This window comes from Scopulibacillus cellulosilyticus (genome assembly GCF_042665295.1).
GTDB lineage: Bacteria > Bacillota > Bacilli > Bacillales > Sporolactobacillaceae > Scopulibacillus_A > Scopulibacillus_A cellulosilyticus.
This window is the reverse complement of the sequence record NZ_JBHTCO010000037.1, coordinates 1-16,482: the sequence shown is the minus strand read 5'-3', so window position 1 is coordinate 16,482 and position 16,482 is coordinate 1. Positions and strand designations below refer to the sequence as shown.

Sequence of the window (16,482 nt, the reverse complement as noted above, 5' to 3'; positions counted from 1 at the left end):
CTTCGCCTTTTAAGGCTTGCCAATCGGCAAGTTTTCTTTATATTTCCTTTTATCCAGCCAAAAGAATGGAGAGAATGAAAATGAGAATGAGTGAATAAAATTCGGAGGCTGTCATGGAACTGATGCAAAAAATTGCTAGTAAATTAACACAAAATAATAAGGTTATGCTTGGCAATTTTATTGCTTTGATGATTTTACAAGGGGCCAATTACCTTTTACCGCTGTTAACTTTGCCGTATATATTAAGGGTTTTAGGAACTGAACATTATGGTTTAATCACATTCGCCCAAGCTTTCACAATGTATTTTACGATTCTGACTGATTACGGATTCAACTTATCAGCCACAAAGGAAATTTCCGTTCATCGCAACGATATAGATGAAATGTCAAAAATTTTTACATCTGTCCTTTCAATTAAGCTTGTAATTTTATTAATAAGTTTTTTTATTTTAATTGGCGCGGTTTCGATGGTTGAAAAGTTTCATCAAGATCCGCTGGTTTTTTATTTTGCTTTCGGGGTTGTTATTGGCAATGTCCTGTTTCCGCTTTGGTTTTTTCAAGGCTTGGAGAAAATGAAATACATTACGATATTAAACGTTATAAGCAGAGTGATTTATGCGGCATCGATTTTTATTTTTATCAGAAAAGCGGGCGACTATTTATATGTTCCGCTTATTAATTCAGCTGCCACAATTTTCATCGGTATCGTCAGCTTGTTTTTAGTCTTTAAATATTATCGTATTCGTTGCCATTTTAATTGGAGGTATACGATTGAATTATTAAAAAGCAGTTTCTTTTTTTTCTTATCAAGAGGGTCATTAACATTGTACACTGTGACGAACAGCATGATTATCGGATTTTTATTTTCAACAACTCAAGTTGGGTATTATAGTTTGGCGGAGAAAATCGTAAATATAATTATAAAGCCGTTTGAATTGCTTAACTCGGTTATTTATCCAAATATGGCGTCAAATAAAAATAAGCAGCTGATTAAAAAAGTCATTAAATGGACGGGAATTGCCGGTTTGGTGATTTATATCTTTGTTTTAATTTTTGCTGAACCGATCATTTTAATTTTAGGCGGCCATGAGTATATGCCATCAATTAATGTGTTAAGGCTTTTATCGCTAATGATTGTTTTTGTCAGCATTCACACTTTTTTAGGAACAACAACATTAGTTGTCTTTGGCTATTCAAAAATATTTAATTTAAGTACGATTATCGGATCTTTGTTTTATGTGGCAGTGCTGAGTTTGGCCTATGCCGCTCATGCATTGAATATCGCGACGATTGCCTTGTTCACAGCGCTGGTGGAACTGTTCATATTATTGTACAGGATCTACTATATAAAAAAATATAAAATCTTATAGACAGTTATCCACAGTTCACAGGGTCAGACCCCAAAATAAACAGTTATCCACAGTTCACAAGGTCAGACCCCAACCCAGGAGGTTCCGATGAAATTAATAAAGACAAAGTTTGATCATGCTTTTGTTATGAGGCCTGATGTCTTTGAGGATTCCCGCGGTTTTTTCATGGAAACGTTTAATGCCAGGGTGATAGGTTCATTGGATATTCGTATGCCGTTTGTGCAGGATAATCAGTCTTATTCAAAGTCTCCGGGGGTGTTAAGAGGGCTTCATTATCAGCTGAATCCTAAGTCACAAGCTAAATTGATCAGAGTGCTTAACGGTGCAATCTATGATGTGATCGTTGATTTACGAAAATCATCACCGACTTTCGGCGAATGGCAAGGTTTTATATTAACTGAATATAATAAGTATCAATTGTTTGTACCTAAAGGCTTCGCTCACGGATTTTGTACAATTGTGCCAAATACCGAAGTGTTTTATAAGGTGGATAGTTATTATTCACCTGAGCATGAAAGAGGGATACATTGGAATGATCCTGATTTAAATATTAATTGGCCTGTTTCCGAACCTATATTATCGAAAAAGGATCAACAGTATCCTAGTTTCAAAAATGCGGAGTTTAACTTTTAAAGGATGAGGTGCAGTTTGATGAATTTCCTTATCACTGGCGGTGCGGGTTTTATCGGAAGTCATTTTGTACGATATATGGTGAAAAAATACCCGGACTGCCGTATTTTTAACTTAGACTTGCTGACGTATGCCGGGAACCTGGATAATTTGAAAGAGATTGAGGGGAAAGCCAATTATACGTTTATCAGGGGTGATATTCGAGATGGACGGCTTGTTCATGCCCTAATAAAAAAGCATGAGATTGACGTCATCGTTAACTTTGCAGCAGAGTCCCATGTTGACAAAAGCATTCAGAAACCGGACATTTTTGTTGAAAGCAATGTGTTAGGAACACAAGTTTTACTGCAGACTGCCAAGGAGAACGATATTAAAAAGTTTATTCAAATCTCAACAGATGAGGTCTACGGTTCCTTAGAAAAGGAAGGCTATTTTACAGAAGAAACACCGCTGTCTCCTAATAGTCCTTATTCCGCAAGTAAAGCCGGAGCGGATCTTTTGGTGATGTCATATTATAAAACGTTTGGCTTAAATGTTAATATTACAAGATGCTCAAATAACTACGGCCCTTATCAATTTCCTGAAAAGTTGATCCCTTTAATGATTATTAATGCTTTGGAAGACCGGGCTTTGCCTGTTTACGGCGACGGTGAAAATATCCGTGACTGGCTTCATGTCCTTGACCATTGTTCAGCAATTGACCTTGTTATCCGCTGTGGACGGCCGGGTGAAATTTATAATATTGGCGGGCATAATGAGAAAACAAACCTTGAAGTTGTTGAAACAATTTTAGAGATTTTAGGCAAGCCTAAAGAGCTTATTAGTTTTGTCGACGACCGTTTAGGACATGATCGCAGATACGCGATCGACCCGGCAAAGATTCAGAAGGAGCTCGGCTGGAAGCCAAAGTATACATTTGATAAAGGACTTAAGGACACAATCGATTGGTATATCACACATGAAGCGTGGCGGCGAAGGATTCAATCCGGTGAATATCGCCAATTCGATGGGGAACGCGTATGAAAGCAAAGATTCTCATAACCGGTGCAAACGGTCAGCTTGGTCAAGATTTATCATACATATTAAAAAACCGGGATTTTACTGTTTATCCATGTGATCATACAAGCTTAGACATTACCAATCAGGCGCAAACCGCTTCAATACTGAATGATATAAAACCTGGTATTGTTATTCACGCCGCAGCTTATACAAATGTCGACCAAGCGGAGTCTAACCTTGATCAGGTATTTGCCGTGAATGCTTATGGGACGAGAAATGTCGCTGTTGCCTCGGAAAGAATAAATGCCAAGCTTATTTTTATCAGTACAGATTATGTTTTTAATGGTTTAAAAAAAGAACCCTATCATGAATTTGACAGCCCCAATCCGTTAAGTGTTTACGGGCAATCAAAATTGGCGGGAGAGACGTTTGTTCGAGAGTTTCATTCAAAATTTTTTATTGTACGGACTTCCTGGCTTTTCGGGAAATATGGCAGTAATTTTGTGAAAACGATGCTTAATCTTGGAAAAGAAGAAAAAGTCATCAATGTCGTTAATGACCAATTAGGTTCGCCTACCTACACGGTTGATCTTGCAAATCGTATTTCTGAAATAATAGAAACTGAAAAATACGGAACCTATCATATTTCAAATACCGGGTCGTGTTCGTGGTATGAATTTGCAAAAGCTATATTTAAAGAATCGGGTATGGATGTTAAGATGCATCCGGTCAGTACAACTTCCTTTCCGCGGCCTGCTCCAAGACCAAAAAACTCAGTTTTCGAACATCGCTCGTTACGTTTGAATGGATTTCACAAGATGAGGCATTGGCGTGCGGCTTTAAAAGACTTTCTTTCAGAGTTAAACGGACACCCCACGTAAAGGTGTCCGTTTTATTCTTGCACGTAAGGAAAGTTTAAATTGGCGGCAAAGCTGCAAAGATGCTTTTTCAAGTTGTTGCTTCTCTGTCTATGCCTTTTGAGGCTTGTCAATCGGCGAGTTTTCTATACAGCCGCCCATATAGATTACTGCCTTAAAAATTTTTACTTCATCGTCTGTTGAAATTGCTCAGATTCAAAATGGTGAATGTCGTTTAAAATGTCTTTATACATTTTGATCGTCTCTTTAAATGTATTAAATGATATATTTCGAATGAATGATCTCAGCAATGAATCAGTGATGCGAATCAGCACCCATAGATAACACATGGGTGTGTTATATTCGCAGATTTTATAAATATAATAAAACTCGCTTCTTAACCGGTTAACATAGACTATCGATGGATAGCGTTTGGTTGTCGAAGACTCAGCGTGTTTAACATCCAAAGATAGATCAATGTATCCTTGCCAGCCTTGCTTTAAGTATTTTTTTGCTAAAATTCTTTCTTCACCGTACAAAAAAGTAAACGGATCAAAAGCGCCAATTTGTTTAACGGCTTCACTATTAAAGGCAAAGCATGAACCGGAGACCATTTCTGTTTTTATAATATTGTTTTCAGTCTTAAACTCCCTGCGGTGTTTAAAGATTCTCAATGGATAACCTAACAGGGTATTACTAATCAAGATGTCTTTAAGGCTTGGCAGATGAACCGGCTGATTTTGAAAAACTGAACCGTCAGCATTGATAATTTTAAAGCCCAGGTAACCCCAGTTTGCCGGAAGCTTGTTAACAGTCTTTTCAAGGGCTTCGGACCATGTTGATGAGCGGATACTGATATCGTTGTTAACAATGACAATGACATCATTGTTCCTTTTGACAGCTGTACGGATACCAAGATTATTTCCGCGGGCATAACCGTCATTCCTGCTATTTTGTATAAAAGTAATATCCGCTAAATCTTGAAGATGCGTTTGTGATCCATCAGTTGATGCGTTATCAACGACGATAATATCGACTGGTTTTCTTTGTTTTTTAAAATCATTAATACATTTTATAGTGTCTTGCCAATTATTCCAATTAAGAATAACGGCGGCGATATTTTTTAATGTCATTGGATTCTCCTTATGCTAATGTAAATATATATCATGTTTATAATAGTTATTATGGGATAATATCCTATTTATCATTTGGAATATGTTCCAATAAGATACCTTTAGTTAATGTATTAGCATAATACAGCGATGGATGTGTACCGGCGTCTGTCCACCAGCCTTCAAGAATATCGAATGTCAGTGACTGATTTTCAATATAGGCGTTATTAACATCAGTGATTTCCAGCTCACCGCGTGCGGACGGTTTAAGTTTTTTAATAATATCAAAGACGTATGAATCATACATATAAATGCCTGTTACCGCAAAGTGAGATTTAGGAAACCTCGGCTTTTCTTCAATGGAAGCGATATAGTCCCCGACAATTTCAGCGACGCCGAACCGATGAGGATCTTTAACCTTTTTAATCAGGATTTTTGCACCGGTTTTTTGGGATTTGAAACGGTTGACATATTCACGAATATTGTCTTGAAAAATATTATCCCCAAGTATAACCACCATTGAATCATTTCCTATAAACGATTCAGCTAATCCCAGAGCTTGTGCTATACCTCCTGCCTGGTCTTGAACTTTATAAGTAAACTTCACATTAAAGTCTTGCCCGCTTCCAAGTAAATTAACAACATCGCCCATATGTTCTTTGCCTGTGACAATTAAAATATCATCAATCTCAGCTTCTTTAAGCTTATTAATGGCATGATAAATCATCGGATATTGTCCGATGGGAAGCAAGTGTTTGTTGGTGATTTTTGTTAAAGGGTAGAGCCTTGATCCGGTACCGCCAGCTAAAATAATCCCTTTCATAAAAAACCCCCGCTTCTTAGATGAAATGATAAATATATATGTTTATTTGCAAATATCGATGACACGAGGCTAATTTTTCAAGGTAAGTCATAATCAAAGCGATGTATAACTATAGTTATATAAAGATGCTTGCCTTTTACACCCATATGAGAAGCTATTCAGAAAGCTATATTTTTTTGAATGGTTTACTTTTTACACTTTAAGCTTCTTTAGAATTATCAGCATCTGGGAACGGGGGATCATGGGTGATTGAGAATATATGTGTGATTGGATTAGGATACATTGGCTTGCCGACAGCTGCTGTATTTGCTAGAGCCGGCTGCTCTGTTCTAGGCGTAGATATTAATAGCAATATTGTTTCAACCTTGAATCAAGGTCTTGTTCATATTGAAGAGGCGGGGCTTAATGATATTGTGTCAAAAGCCGTTCAAAGCGGGAAACTAAGGGCGGCAACGAAGCCGGCATCGTCTGATGTTTATATTATTGCTGTACCGACGCCGATACACGAAGATTTTTCAGCGAATGTAGATGCGGTTGTTTCGGCAGCTCAGTCTATTTTACCTTATCTGGAAAAGGGCAATATCGTGATTGTTGAATCAACGATTCCGCCGGGAACGATTCAACATGTCATTGCGCCGATTTTTGAAAAGGCCGGTTGGGATCCTGGAAATAATGATATCTATCTATCATACTGTCCGGAACGTGTTTTACCCGGGAAAATACTTTATGAGTTAATCAATAATACCCGTATTGTAGGTGGCTATACAAGGGAAGCAGCTTTAGAAGCTGCTGAAATTTACAAGCTTGTTGTTAAAGGGGCGGTTATAGAAACCGGAGCCCCAGCTGCGGAAATGGCAAAATTAATGGAAAATACATTTCGGGATGTCAATATTGCCCTTGCGAATGAATTAGCTAAAATCAGCAAAGCGTTAAACGTTAATGCTCATGAAGTGATTGAGTTGGCTAACAAACACCCAAGGGTCAATATTCATCAGCCGGGGCCGGGTGTTGGCGGCCATTGTCTGGCTGTTGATCCCTACTTTATTGTTGAAAAAGCGGCTGATCAGGCGCAATTAATTAAATTAGCAAGAGAAATTAATCAATCCATGCCGTCGTTTGTTGCGCGTCATGTTGAGTTTTTAGTATCTGAATTAAGAAGACCAAAGGTTGCCTTATTAGGTCTGGCATATAAGGGAAACAGCGATGATTGCAGAGAAAGCCCCGCGATTAAGGTGTACCGTTTACTAAAAGAATTGAAGGGCCTGCAAATCAGTGTTTATGAGCCGTTTGTCAATCAAGAAAAAGTTAATATTAATCTGGTCCAATTAAAAGAAGCGCTGTCCGATGCCCATTTGGCTGTTGTCTTAACCGATCACAAAGAATTTAAGCAGCTTGATTCAAGAATTTTTATTGAAAATATGAAAACCCCGGTTATTTTTGACACGAAGAATTGCATAAATATTAAAAACGATGAAGTAAAAATATATAAAATTGGCGATTTAAATGGTATAGAAACGATTAATGAAAGTTTTGCACATTCAAAGCCAATCAAGAAAAATATAAGCTTAAAGTATACGATAAATGAAAAAAAGGTTAATAATATTTATAAATGAAAAAGCAGCTTATGGCTGCTTTTTTTGCATATTACTAAATGAAATGGCTAAAAATACGGGTAAGTAAATACATTTTTTGATAAAGGTTGGCAAATGCAAATGAATTCAGAAACCATTCTTGGCGTAAATGTAACCCCGTTAAACCATAAAGAGATTACAAATGCGATCAATCAGAGAATAAAAGCTGAACTGAAGTCAACAATTGTGGCTATCAATCCTGAGAAAATTATTAAGGCAAATAAAAACCAAGAATTATTGGCTTTACTGAATTCAGCGACTTACCAAATCCCTGATGGCATCGGTGTCATCCTTGCCAGCAAATTAAGGAAGGGAGCCCTTCAATCTCGGGTAACCGGTATTGATTTAATGGAACGGCTGCTTGAATTAGCTGACACGGAAAGATATCGGATCTATCTTTACGGTGCTCATGACTCAGTTGTTTCAAAAGCAGTTCAGGTCATTAAAACAAAGTATACGAATATTGAACTGGTTGGATATATGCACGGATATGAACAAAATACAAATAAAATCATCCGTGATATTAATAATTGCAGCCCGGATCTGTTATTTGTGGCTTTGGGAAGTCCCAGGCAGGAGTTTTGGATTAAAGAAAATATGGACAGGCTTAATGTCAAGGTTGTTCAAGGGGTAGGGGGAAGCTTTGATGTTTTAAGCGGTAAAGTCAAACGCGCTCCCAAGGCATTTAGAAACATGGGCTTAGAGTGGTTTTACCGGCTTATGACTAACCCGTCCCGCTTCAGGAGACAGCTAGTCTTACCGGCATTTTTATTAAAAGTACTGCTAAAACGTAAAGAAAACTCGCCGATTGGCGAGCCTGAATAGGCGAAGACATAAACTGATATTCTAAAGAAGCTTGAGATTTCAAGCTTCTTTGTCTAAAAGGGAGCAATAATCATGAAAGTTGTCCATGTGATAAGCGGCGGGGAGATAGGCGGTTCCAGAAAGCATTTACTTTCGTTACTTGACGGCTTTCCCAAAGGGGATGCATCCCTTATCGTCCTGCAAAAGGGGTTGTTATATGATGATGCTTGCCGACTAGGAATAGACGTTCATTTATTGGAACAATCCTCACGCTATGATTTATCAGTACTAAAAAAATTGGTTAATAACATTAAAGCCGGGGACTTCGATATCGTTCATACACATGGCCCCCGCGCCAATTTATTAACATATTTAATTAAAAGAAAGTTACATATACCATGGGTGACAACTGTTCACAGTGATCCTTCTTTAGATTTTATTAACAAAGGTTTAAAAGGGAAAATTTTTAGCATTATCAATAAGAAAACATTCAGTAAAACAGATTTGATTTTTGCGGTTTCAGACCATTTGAAAGACAAACTGCAAGGAGCTGGCGTCAATAAAGACAAAATTAAAACCATTTATAACGGTATTCATTTCGATAAAGGAAATTCAGGACCAGGGCTTAAAAAGGAAGATTTTAATCTCAAAGAAGATGATTTTATTATTGCGATGGTGGCTCGATTTCATCCAATCAAAGGTCATTTTCTCGTCTTTGAGGCATTAAAAGAATTAAATGATCCGGATATCAAGCTGCTGTTAGTGGGTGACGGACCAATAAAAAAAGATTTAGAAAGAAAAGTAAATGAGATGGGATTAAAATCACAAGTTCGGTTTTTAGGATTTAGAGATGATGCGGAAGCGGTCATGTCACTGACCGATATCAGCCTATTGGCTTCATACAGTGAAAGTTTTCCACTCGTATTATTAGAATCAGCCAAAGTAAAAAGGCCTGTCATATCAACGGATGTCGGCGGTGTAAAATCATTAATTCTTGACGATTCAATGGGCTGGATTGTTCCAAAGGGAGATCCGTTATCCTTAAAAGAAGCCATCATAAAAGCGAAGCAGATCAAACATTCAGGAAGGCTCAAAGATATGGGGGAGAGGCTTTATCGGCACGCAAAAGGACATTTTTCACTAGACAATCTGTTTACTGCCGTAAGAGACAATTATCAGCATATTTTATGATGATTTTTGTCAGATTATCTCAAAATGCCTTGTAATGTTTTCATTTTATGATACGATAAAAAGAGTTTTTCGATTTTATTTTTCTGATCGAAAAAAGAAAGGAATAAACATGGTTGGACAAAATTCATCAAAATTCGTATTAACTTTTTATGCGATTTTGTTAAATTTATTTTTTGTTCCACTTGTATTCTTTAAAGCATATTTAGGACCGCTGCCTTTGTCGATAGAAATTATTACTATTCCAATTTTAGTGATTTGTTTTTTTATAGATTATATAAGAGGGGCCATTTCATTTACAGCATTTCGTATTTCCCCATTTGTGATTGCTTTTACAGTTTACTTTATCATTTCAGTCATTTCTCTTATAAAAGCGGAAAGCATGGCAACAGGGGTTATGGAAATCATCAGGTTTCTCTCTTATGTTTTCTTGTTTTTAATCGTTGTAAAGGTGAAGTTTTCGGTACGCCAATTTCGCATGTTTTTGTATACGTTTGGGGCGTCAATCGCGCTTGTGGCTCTTTATGGGCTGGTGCAGTATATTTTTAACTTTTCGCTCAATCAAAGCGGTATGTATGCATTAAATGAAGCGAAAGGACGGGTAGCTTCTACTTTTCTTAATCCTAATTACTATGCCGGTTTTATTAATTTTGTTCTGCCATGTGTTCTATTATATGCGGTTTGTTATGCCGAATCAAAGACTTTTCAAATATTAGGAATGGCAGTTTACGGCATTCTGCTTATGAATTTAATATTAACGTATACACGCGCCGGCTGGATGACTTTTATCGGCGGTCTTATCTTAATATTCATTTTTGCAGGGAAAGATTTTTATGAAAGATTATTTAAATGGCGTATCATGATATCCATTGTCGTTATCATTTGTGTTCTGTTTAATATGCCTGATGTTCAATTAAGAACCAAATCAGCCTTTCATGCCATGTCCAATGTTATTCAGACTTATTTAGGCGACGATCAAGAAAAGAAAGCTGCCGGCGAAAGTAATGATGATGAAAATAAAAGCCTAGATGAAATGAGAGCCGATAACAACACAGAGGTTGCGGTCGTCTCCAGAACTATTCTTTGGAAAACCGGCTGGATGATGTTTAAGGAAAACCCCGTACTTGGTGTAGGAGAAGGCAACTATTTAGTAAGGTACCCGGGTTATGTGAAAAAGTACCCTAAGCTGGATTTAGGTTATCAGGCATATTCCGTTCACAACTCGTATTTAAAAATATTAGCTGAAACAGGTATTTTAGGTTTATTATCTTTTTTGTCTATTTTTGTTGTTTATTATCTTTTTATAATCAGGCAATATTTTCTTTCAAATAGATATATCAAACCATTAATTATTGCAATCTTTGCAGGCAGTGCAACGTATTTTATGCAAAATTTGACGAACAATCTTTACTTTATACCTCAAGTTAATGTCGTGTTTTGGATCGTTTCGGGGTTAGTATTTAATTATATTGTTTCAATGGGAAAGCAGCATGAATTTTAAATCACCATTAATTGATAAACTTTAAATGGTAAAGGGAGTTATAGATGGTTTCCAGTAGAAGCGAAAGGCGGCAGAAAAAAAAGAAAAAAAGAACAGCCAGGAAAGTGATGCTTGTTGTTCTAATTTTGGTGCTTGTTGTTGTAGGTTACGGCGGTTATCTCGCTTTTAACGCATACAGAGCGGCCTATGGTTCTTATAATCCGCTGGACAGAGATAAATCAAAGATGCGAAAAGAAGCTGTTCAAATAGGAAAAGACCCAATTTCTATTTTGCTTATGGGTGTTGAAAATTATGCAACACATGGCAAAGGCGGCCGGACAGATACGTTAATTGTTGTTACGCTTAACCCGCATACACATAAAATGACAATGACAAGTATACCGCGTGACTCAAGAGTCATGATTGCCGGAAAAGGGCAGTACGACAAAATTAATTCTGCTTATCCTTACGGTGATGCAAGCGGTTATGGCGGTAACAAAGCTATTATTGATACCGTTGAAAATTATCTCAATATACCGATTGATTATTACGCAAAGATTAACTTTAAAGGCTTTAAGGAAGTCGTTGACGAACTTGGCGGAATTGATGTAAATGTACCGTTTAGTTTCTGGGAATATGATGAAAGCCACAAACATAAAATTTACTTCCATAAAGGCAAACAACATCTAAATGGCAAAGAGGCCCTTGCTTACGTAAGAATGCGTCATAGGGATCCCAGAGGAGACTTTGGGCGTAACCAAAGGCAACGTCAAGTCATTAGAGCGGCAATTAATAAAGCGAAAAGCGCTAATACATTGTTTAAGATCGATGATATAACAAATATTTTAGGGAAAAATGTTGAAACCAATTTAAAACCAAGTGAAATATATGGTTTGGAACAAGCTTATTCGAAAGTTGATTCATCTAAGATTAAAACGTATAAGCTGGATGTTGGTACTGACGCAACTATTAACGGTGTTTATTATTTTATTCCTGATGAGGCCAATGTACAGAAAGTCAGCCGTGAATTAAACAGCTCTCTTGGCTTAAAGCCCCGTAATACAGGTGAAAGCGGGACAGATAATAGTACAGGCGGTACAGATACAGGTACGAGCGGCTCAAATACCGACAGTCAATATTAATGTATAAATAACCCCCTGAAAAAAACTTATTTTCCGGGGGTTAATGAATAAGTAAAAGCCCTGTAATGTCTCCAAATGACATCATAGGGCTTTTATTATTTTCCTCTGGAGGATGTTTGATGGGCCAGGACAAATTTCTTAACCGCGTTTAGCAATGGTTTCTTTCGGTCAGTTTTCAAAACATTGATAATTTCAATGGTGAATTGTAACATAACAATACATAAGCCAATGATTAACAAAGATCCCCAGATAATGGATTTTGTAAATATAATCGCAGCCAGACCGAAAAGGAAACTTATTGTATAAATAATATAAACGGTTGTTCTGTGACTGAATCCGAAATCAATAAGTCTGTGATGAAGATGCGATCTATCCGGTGCTGATATCTTTTGGCCGCTTAACAGCCTTCTGATTATCGCAAGGGATGTATCTAAGATAGGAACAGCCAAAATAATGATTGGTAAAATCAGTGAAAAAATCGTGATGCTTTTGAATAGACCAATGATAGAGATAATTGATAAAGTATACCCTATAAAAAGTGATCCTGTATCCCCCATAAATATCGATGCCGGATGGGAATTGAAAAAGAGAAATCCGATCATGCTGCCCAATAAAATAACAGATAATGAAATCGCTAGCAATTGAGCGTTAATAATGGCCATGACAAGCATTGATGAAAGAGCAATTGCCGATACACCGCATGCTAAACCATCAAGTCCATCAATTAAATTAATGGCGTTCATCATACCAACAATCCAAAAGATCGTGATTGGATAAGACCACCATCCGAAGTCAATATGTCCAATAATCGGGAACGTAATGAAATCAATGGACACGCCGCTTGAGACAACAATAATGGCCACAATCAGTTGAACCAGCAGTTTATATTTAGGCGATACCGGCTTTTTATCATCAATAGCCCCTGTGACGAGAATAATGATTGCCCCTAAAATAAATGCCGGCATAACAGGACTGATTGGTTTTAAAAAGATATACCCTGCAAAAAAGCCTATAGCAATCGCTACACCGCCGAGATAGGGCATAGCCTGTTTGTGTATTTTCCGTTCATTTGGATTATCGACAAAATTAAACCGAATGGCAACTTTTTTGACAATCGGTGTCGCAATGATGGTTACTACCAGGGAGATAAAAAAAGCAAAGGTGTAATGATTAAAAAAATGCATAAAGTCACCTTCTTATATAAATCCAACAGTTATTATGGTTTCTTGAATGTCATAAAATTATGCCTAATGTTGTGCCGTTTATTATTTTTTAAGAAAACGTCTTTAAAAAATATTTATCGACAATTTTTCCATTAGATTTATTCACTCTCAATCATAATACTATTTAGGCAAAAAGTACACAGTAAAGTTTTTATAAGAATATCTTGGGCTCTTAAAAAGCGGTAACAAAGAGTTTGCCAAGATGAGATCGATCGAAAGTATTTAGTTTGCGCTCCTGTGCCGCCGCGAATTCTGTAAAGCATCTCTAGAAGCATCTCTAATCGTCGTAAAGCTGCAAAAGTTGCTTGTTGTTGCTTCTCGTTCTTCGCCTTTTAAGGCTTGCCAATCGGCAAGTTTTCTTTATAAATCGATATCTTGTTCTAAATACTCCCAGCCTGTTTTATGAATATGAGATTTTCCATTAGATAAATTCGTCATCCATTCAATGAAATCGTCCGTTTCCTCTTGTGATACATAGACATCAATCGACACATTTTCCGCATATGCCATGTTTTTTATAATATATGTAGATTGGCGCAATTCATTTTCAATTTGGCCGAGTAATGTGTATTCGAAGGTCGTTTGAATTATATTCATAGGCTTGCGTTCAACAATACCCGAAGCTTTAAGACCTTCACTTGTTGCTTTTGAATATGCTCTGATTAAACCTCCTGCGCCCAGTTTCGTGCCTCCAAAATATCTCGTAACGACAACAAGCACATCGCGTAAATGTTTTTTCTTTAACACTTCAAGAATAGGGACGCCGGCGGTGCCGCTTGGTTCACCATCATCACTGGCCTTTTGTATATGCTGATTTTCCCCGATCGCATAAGCGTAACAATTATGATTTGCTTTCCAATGTTCCTTATTAATCAGGCTGATTTCATTTTGCGCTTCGGTTTCTGTTTCAACCCTCTTTATTTGAGAGATAAATCTGGAGTTTTGTATAATAATTTCATGAGCTGCTTTACTTTTTACTGTATAATAAGAGTTACCCATATAGACGTCCTCCTGAAACGTATTCAATTATTATCATATTTTTTCAGGAGCAATTTTTCAATAAATACATCCATTAGACATTGACAAAAAGACATATTAATCTTCGAATAACATATATGATAGGACAAATATAGAGATGAAGACCTATCTAAAAATAGGTAAGAAGGTTCTAGTGCTTGTTTCACCATTTCGGTAAAGTAATATTGGGGGAGTATTAATGTCATCTAATAAGAATTTAACGGCCATCATCGATAGCAAATATTTAGATGATATTTTAAACCAGATGGTGGACACTGTCAGCGAGAGTAAAGGACATATTTTTGAAATTGGTGAACAGTCTAGACAAGAGTATGAAAATTTGCAAAAGGAATTATCTGAAGTTAAATTAAAAACAAGACACATGATTGAGCGGTACGATAGGCTTGAAGTGCAAGCGAAAGCGGCGCGTGGACGTCTTGCTGAAGTAAGCAAACACTTTCAATTTTACGATGAAGAAGATATCAGACGTACATATGAACGCGCTAACAATATTCAAGTCGAATTATCAATTGTTCAAGAGCTTGAAAGGCAGCTTAAGGAGCGTCGGAATGACATTGAAAAACGCCTTAATAGTCTTGGCAGTACTGTTGGTAAAGCAGACAAACTTGTTAGCCAGGTTTCAGTCGTATTGGATTACTTAACAGGGGATCTGAAAAAGATGGGGGAACTTATCGAAGATGCCCAGGAAAAGCAAGCATTCGGTCTAAAAATAATTGAAGCGCAAGAAGAAGAACGTAAACGCCTATCAAGGGAAATTCATGATGGTCCTGCCCAACTTCTCGCCCATGTTCTCCTCGGCTCCGAACTTATCGAACGGGTCCATCGTGAAAAAGGCCCGGAAGCTGCAAATAAAGAATATAAGAGATTCCGTGAAATGATCCGTAATGCTTTATATGAAGTCAGGCGTATAATTTATGATTTGCGGCCGATGTCGCTTGATGATTTAGGTCTTGTGCCGACGTTGGAAAAGTACTTATACCGCATTCAGGATCAGTATCCGCAAATTGAATTTGAATTCAACAGCGTCGGGGAAGAACGCCGCCTGCCGTCGCGAATGGAAGCCGCTTTATTCAGGTTGGCGCAAGAGGCTGTACAAAATGCATGCAAGCACGCCAAACCTAAGGCGATAACCGTTAATATTGAATTTCGGGATAAACACATTAATTTATTAGTCAGAGATAATGGAAAAGGCTTTAATCCCGATCAAAAAAAGAAAGAAAATACATTTGGTTTAATTGGCATGAAAGAACGCGTTGAGTTGTTGGAAGGGAAAATGGCCATTAAGTCAAGCGTGAAAAGCGGTACTCTGATTGTTATTCAAATTCCAATTCTTAAGGAGGGTGAAGCATGACTAATATCCGCCAAAAAACAACTAAGATTGTGTTGATTGATGACCATCGCCTTTTTCGCGAAGGTGTTCGGCGCATTTTAGAACTTGAAGATGAATTTGAGGTCGTTGCTGAAGCAGATGACGGCAGTGATGCTGAAGACCTTATTCTGGAAAATGAACCTGATGTTGTTTTAATGGACATTAATATGCCGGGAATTAATGGTGTCGAGACCACCCGCCGCCTGATTCGCAGAAACCCGGAAGTGAAAGTATTAATTTTATCTATCCATGACGATGAAACCTATGTTACCCACGCTCTTAAGTCAGGGGCATCCGGTTACTTGCTTAAAGAAATGGATGCAGATTCCTTGATCGAGGCTGTAAAAGTTGTCGCGGACGGCGGCGCTTATATTCATCCAAAAGTCACACATAATCTGGTTAATGAATTTCGCCGTCTGGCAACAAGCGGCAACAAGCGAATTCCATCGGGCTTCAGGGATATCGAATATCGCAAACCTCTGCATATTTTGACCCGCCGCGAGTGTGAAGTCCTGCAGCTTATGACTGACGGCAAAAACAACCGTGCGATCGGTGATGCGCTTTATATAAGCGAAAAAACGGTAAAAAACCACGTCAGCAACATTTTGCAAAAAATGAATGTCGATGACCGCACTCAAGCGGTTGTTGAAGCGATTAAAAACGGCTGGGTGCGTGTAGGATAAAAAAAGCGGTTCTACGTCAAATGTTGGGGTAGGAGTAATAGTTCCTACTCCTTAACCTAACTGATATCCCATTGATTTATATTGATGATGTAATAAAACACGTAATCGTAAACGATCATAACGCTTAAAACCA

Annotated in this window: 15 protein-coding genes; 11 read left to right on the top strand and 4 right to left on the bottom strand. The window is 37.6% G+C overall.

Features of this window, described 5'->3' with window-relative positions:
- Nucleotides 1-113: 113 nt before the first annotated feature.
- The 4 genes from ACFQRG_RS17315 to rfbD all read left to right on the top strand — a co-directional run bounded on the left by ACFQRG_RS17315 (nucleotide 114) and on the right by rfbD (nucleotide 3,880).
- Nucleotides 114-1,370: a flippase gene (locus ACFQRG_RS17315; RefSeq protein WP_380968388.1), complete on the top strand. Its 1,257-nt coding sequence runs from the start codon at nucleotides 114-116 to the stop codon at nucleotides 1,368-1,370.
- Nucleotides 1,371-1,457: 87 nt separating this feature from the next.
- Nucleotides 1,458-2,003 (top strand): dTDP-4-dehydrorhamnose 3,5-epimerase, encoded by a 546-nt coding sequence (rfbC, locus tag ACFQRG_RS17310; RefSeq protein ID WP_380968385.1) that lies wholly within the window; start codon nucleotides 1,458-1,460, stop codon nucleotides 2,001-2,003.
- An 18-nt stretch (nucleotides 2,004-2,021) separates the two neighbouring features.
- Nucleotides 2,022-3,023: a dTDP-glucose 4,6-dehydratase gene (gene rfbB, locus ACFQRG_RS17305; protein ID WP_380968382.1), complete on the top strand. Its 1,002-nt coding sequence runs from the start codon at nucleotides 2,022-2,024 to the stop codon at nucleotides 3,021-3,023.
- Entirely contained in the window at nucleotides 3,020-3,880 is an 861-nt protein-coding gene (rfbD, locus tag ACFQRG_RS17300) for a dTDP-4-dehydrorhamnose reductase (RefSeq protein WP_380968379.1), read from the top strand. The genes rfbB and rfbD overlap by 4 nt, the downstream gene beginning before the upstream one ends.
- 161 nt (nucleotides 3,881-4,041) lie before the next feature.
- Here rfbD and ACFQRG_RS17295 read toward each other — a convergent pair whose 3' ends face one another.
- A complete protein-coding gene (locus ACFQRG_RS17295; RefSeq protein WP_380968376.1) occupies nucleotides 4,042-4,989 on the bottom strand; it encodes a glycosyltransferase in 948 nt (315 codons plus the stop codon).
- A gap of 64 nt (nucleotides 4,990-5,053) precedes the next feature.
- Complete coding sequence (locus ACFQRG_RS17290) at nucleotides 5,054-5,791, bottom strand: sugar phosphate nucleotidyltransferase (protein WP_380968373.1); 738 nt, start codon at nucleotides 5,789-5,791, stop codon at nucleotides 5,054-5,056.
- A gap of 248 nt (nucleotides 5,792-6,039) precedes the next feature.
- Here ACFQRG_RS17290 and ACFQRG_RS17285 point away from each other — a divergent pair, with 248 nt between their 5' ends.
- The 5 genes from ACFQRG_RS17285 (at nucleotide 6,040) to ACFQRG_RS17265 (ending at nucleotide 12,036) form a co-directional block, all read left to right on the top strand.
- Complete coding sequence (locus ACFQRG_RS17285; protein WP_380968433.1) at nucleotides 6,040-7,404, top strand: nucleotide sugar dehydrogenase; 1,365 nt, start codon at nucleotides 6,040-6,042, stop codon at nucleotides 7,402-7,404.
- Between the two features lie 99 nt (nucleotides 7,405-7,503).
- A complete protein-coding gene (locus ACFQRG_RS17280; RefSeq protein ID WP_380968371.1) occupies nucleotides 7,504-8,247 on the top strand; it encodes a WecB/TagA/CpsF family glycosyltransferase in 744 nt (247 codons plus the stop codon).
- Nucleotides 8,248-8,319: 72 nt separating this feature from the next.
- Nucleotides 8,320-9,417, top strand: a complete 1,098-nt coding sequence (locus ACFQRG_RS17275) for a glycosyltransferase (protein WP_380968368.1) — start codon at nucleotides 8,320-8,322, stop codon at nucleotides 9,415-9,417.
- A 109-nt stretch (nucleotides 9,418-9,526) separates the two neighbouring features.
- Entirely contained in the window at nucleotides 9,527-10,915 is a 1,389-nt protein-coding gene (locus ACFQRG_RS17270; RefSeq protein WP_380968365.1) for an O-antigen ligase family protein, read from the top strand.
- Nucleotides 10,916-10,959: 44 nt separating this feature from the next.
- Nucleotides 10,960-12,036 (top strand): LCP family protein, encoded by a 1,077-nt coding sequence (locus ACFQRG_RS17265; protein WP_380968362.1) that lies wholly within the window; start codon nucleotides 10,960-10,962, stop codon nucleotides 12,034-12,036.
- Nucleotides 12,037-12,131: 95 nt separating this feature from the next.
- Here the strand turns inward: ACFQRG_RS17265 and ACFQRG_RS17260 are convergent, their stop codons facing one another.
- The gene (locus ACFQRG_RS17260) at nucleotides 12,132-13,220 is read right to left on the bottom strand and encodes a glycosyltransferase family 4 protein (RefSeq protein WP_380968360.1); all 1,089 of its coding nucleotides are present in this window, start codon (nucleotides 13,218-13,220) and stop codon (nucleotides 12,132-12,134) included.
- 399 nt (nucleotides 13,221-13,619) lie between these two features.
- Entirely contained in the window at nucleotides 13,620-14,258 is a 639-nt protein-coding gene (locus ACFQRG_RS17255; RefSeq protein ID WP_380968357.1) for a YigZ family protein, read from the bottom strand.
- Between the two features lie 217 nt (nucleotides 14,259-14,475).
- Between ACFQRG_RS17255 and ACFQRG_RS17250 the strand changes: the two genes are divergently transcribed.
- Together ACFQRG_RS17250 and ACFQRG_RS17245 are read left to right on the top strand one after the other, a co-directional pair.
- Entirely contained in the window at nucleotides 14,476-15,648 is a 1,173-nt protein-coding gene (locus tag ACFQRG_RS17250; protein ID WP_380968354.1) for a sensor histidine kinase, read from the top strand.
- On the top strand, nucleotides 15,645-16,349 hold the full coding sequence (locus ACFQRG_RS17245; RefSeq protein WP_380968351.1) for a response regulator: 705 nt from the start codon (nucleotides 15,645-15,647) through the stop codon (nucleotides 16,347-16,349). Before ACFQRG_RS17250 ends, ACFQRG_RS17245 begins: the two co-directional genes overlap by 4 nt.
- Nucleotides 16,350-16,482 lie beyond the last annotated feature (133 nt).

What these genes read in the sequence shown, in the direction of transcription:
- ACFQRG_RS17280 (WP_380968371.1), top strand. Translation starts at nt 7,504, where the DNA reads ATGAATTCAGAAACCATTCTTGGCGTAAATGTAACCCCGTTAAACCAT.
- ACFQRG_RS17295 (WP_380968376.1), bottom strand. Translation starts at nt 4,989, where the DNA reads ATGACATTAAAAAATATCGCCGCCGTTATTCTTAATTGGAATAATTGG.
- rfbC (WP_380968385.1), top strand. Translation starts at nt 1,458, where the DNA reads ATGAAATTAATAAAGACAAAGTTTGATCATGCTTTTGTTATGAGGCCT.
- ACFQRG_RS17250 (WP_380968354.1), top strand. Translation starts at nt 14,476, where the DNA reads ATGTCATCTAATAAGAATTTAACGGCCATCATCGATAGCAAATATTTA.
- ACFQRG_RS17290 (WP_380968373.1), bottom strand. Translation starts at nt 5,791, where the DNA reads ATGAAAGGGATTATTTTAGCTGGCGGTACCGGATCAAGGCTCTACCCT.
- rfbB (WP_380968382.1), top strand. Translation starts at nt 2,022, where the DNA reads ATGAATTTCCTTATCACTGGCGGTGCGGGTTTTATCGGAAGTCATTTT.
- rfbD (WP_380968379.1), top strand. Translation starts at nt 3,020, where the DNA reads ATGAAAGCAAAGATTCTCATAACCGGTGCAAACGGTCAGCTTGGTCAA.
- ACFQRG_RS17315 (WP_380968388.1), top strand. Translation starts at nt 114, where the DNA reads ATGGAACTGATGCAAAAAATTGCTAGTAAATTAACACAAAATAATAAG.
- ACFQRG_RS17245 (WP_380968351.1), top strand. Translation starts at nt 15,645, where the DNA reads ATGACTAATATCCGCCAAAAAACAACTAAGATTGTGTTGATTGATGAC.
- ACFQRG_RS17260 (WP_380968360.1), bottom strand. Translation starts at nt 13,220, where the DNA reads ATGCATTTTTTTAATCATTACACCTTTGCTTTTTTTATCTCCCTGGTA.
- ACFQRG_RS17265 (WP_380968362.1), top strand. Translation starts at nt 10,960, where the DNA reads ATGGTTTCCAGTAGAAGCGAAAGGCGGCAGAAAAAAAAGAAAAAAAGA.
- ACFQRG_RS17275 (WP_380968368.1), top strand. Translation starts at nt 8,320, where the DNA reads ATGAAAGTTGTCCATGTGATAAGCGGCGGGGAGATAGGCGGTTCCAGA.
- ACFQRG_RS17270 (WP_380968365.1), top strand. Translation starts at nt 9,527, where the DNA reads ATGGTTGGACAAAATTCATCAAAATTCGTATTAACTTTTTATGCGATT.
- ACFQRG_RS17255 (WP_380968357.1), bottom strand. Translation starts at nt 14,258, where the DNA reads ATGGGTAACTCTTATTATACAGTAAAAAGTAAAGCAGCTCATGAAATT.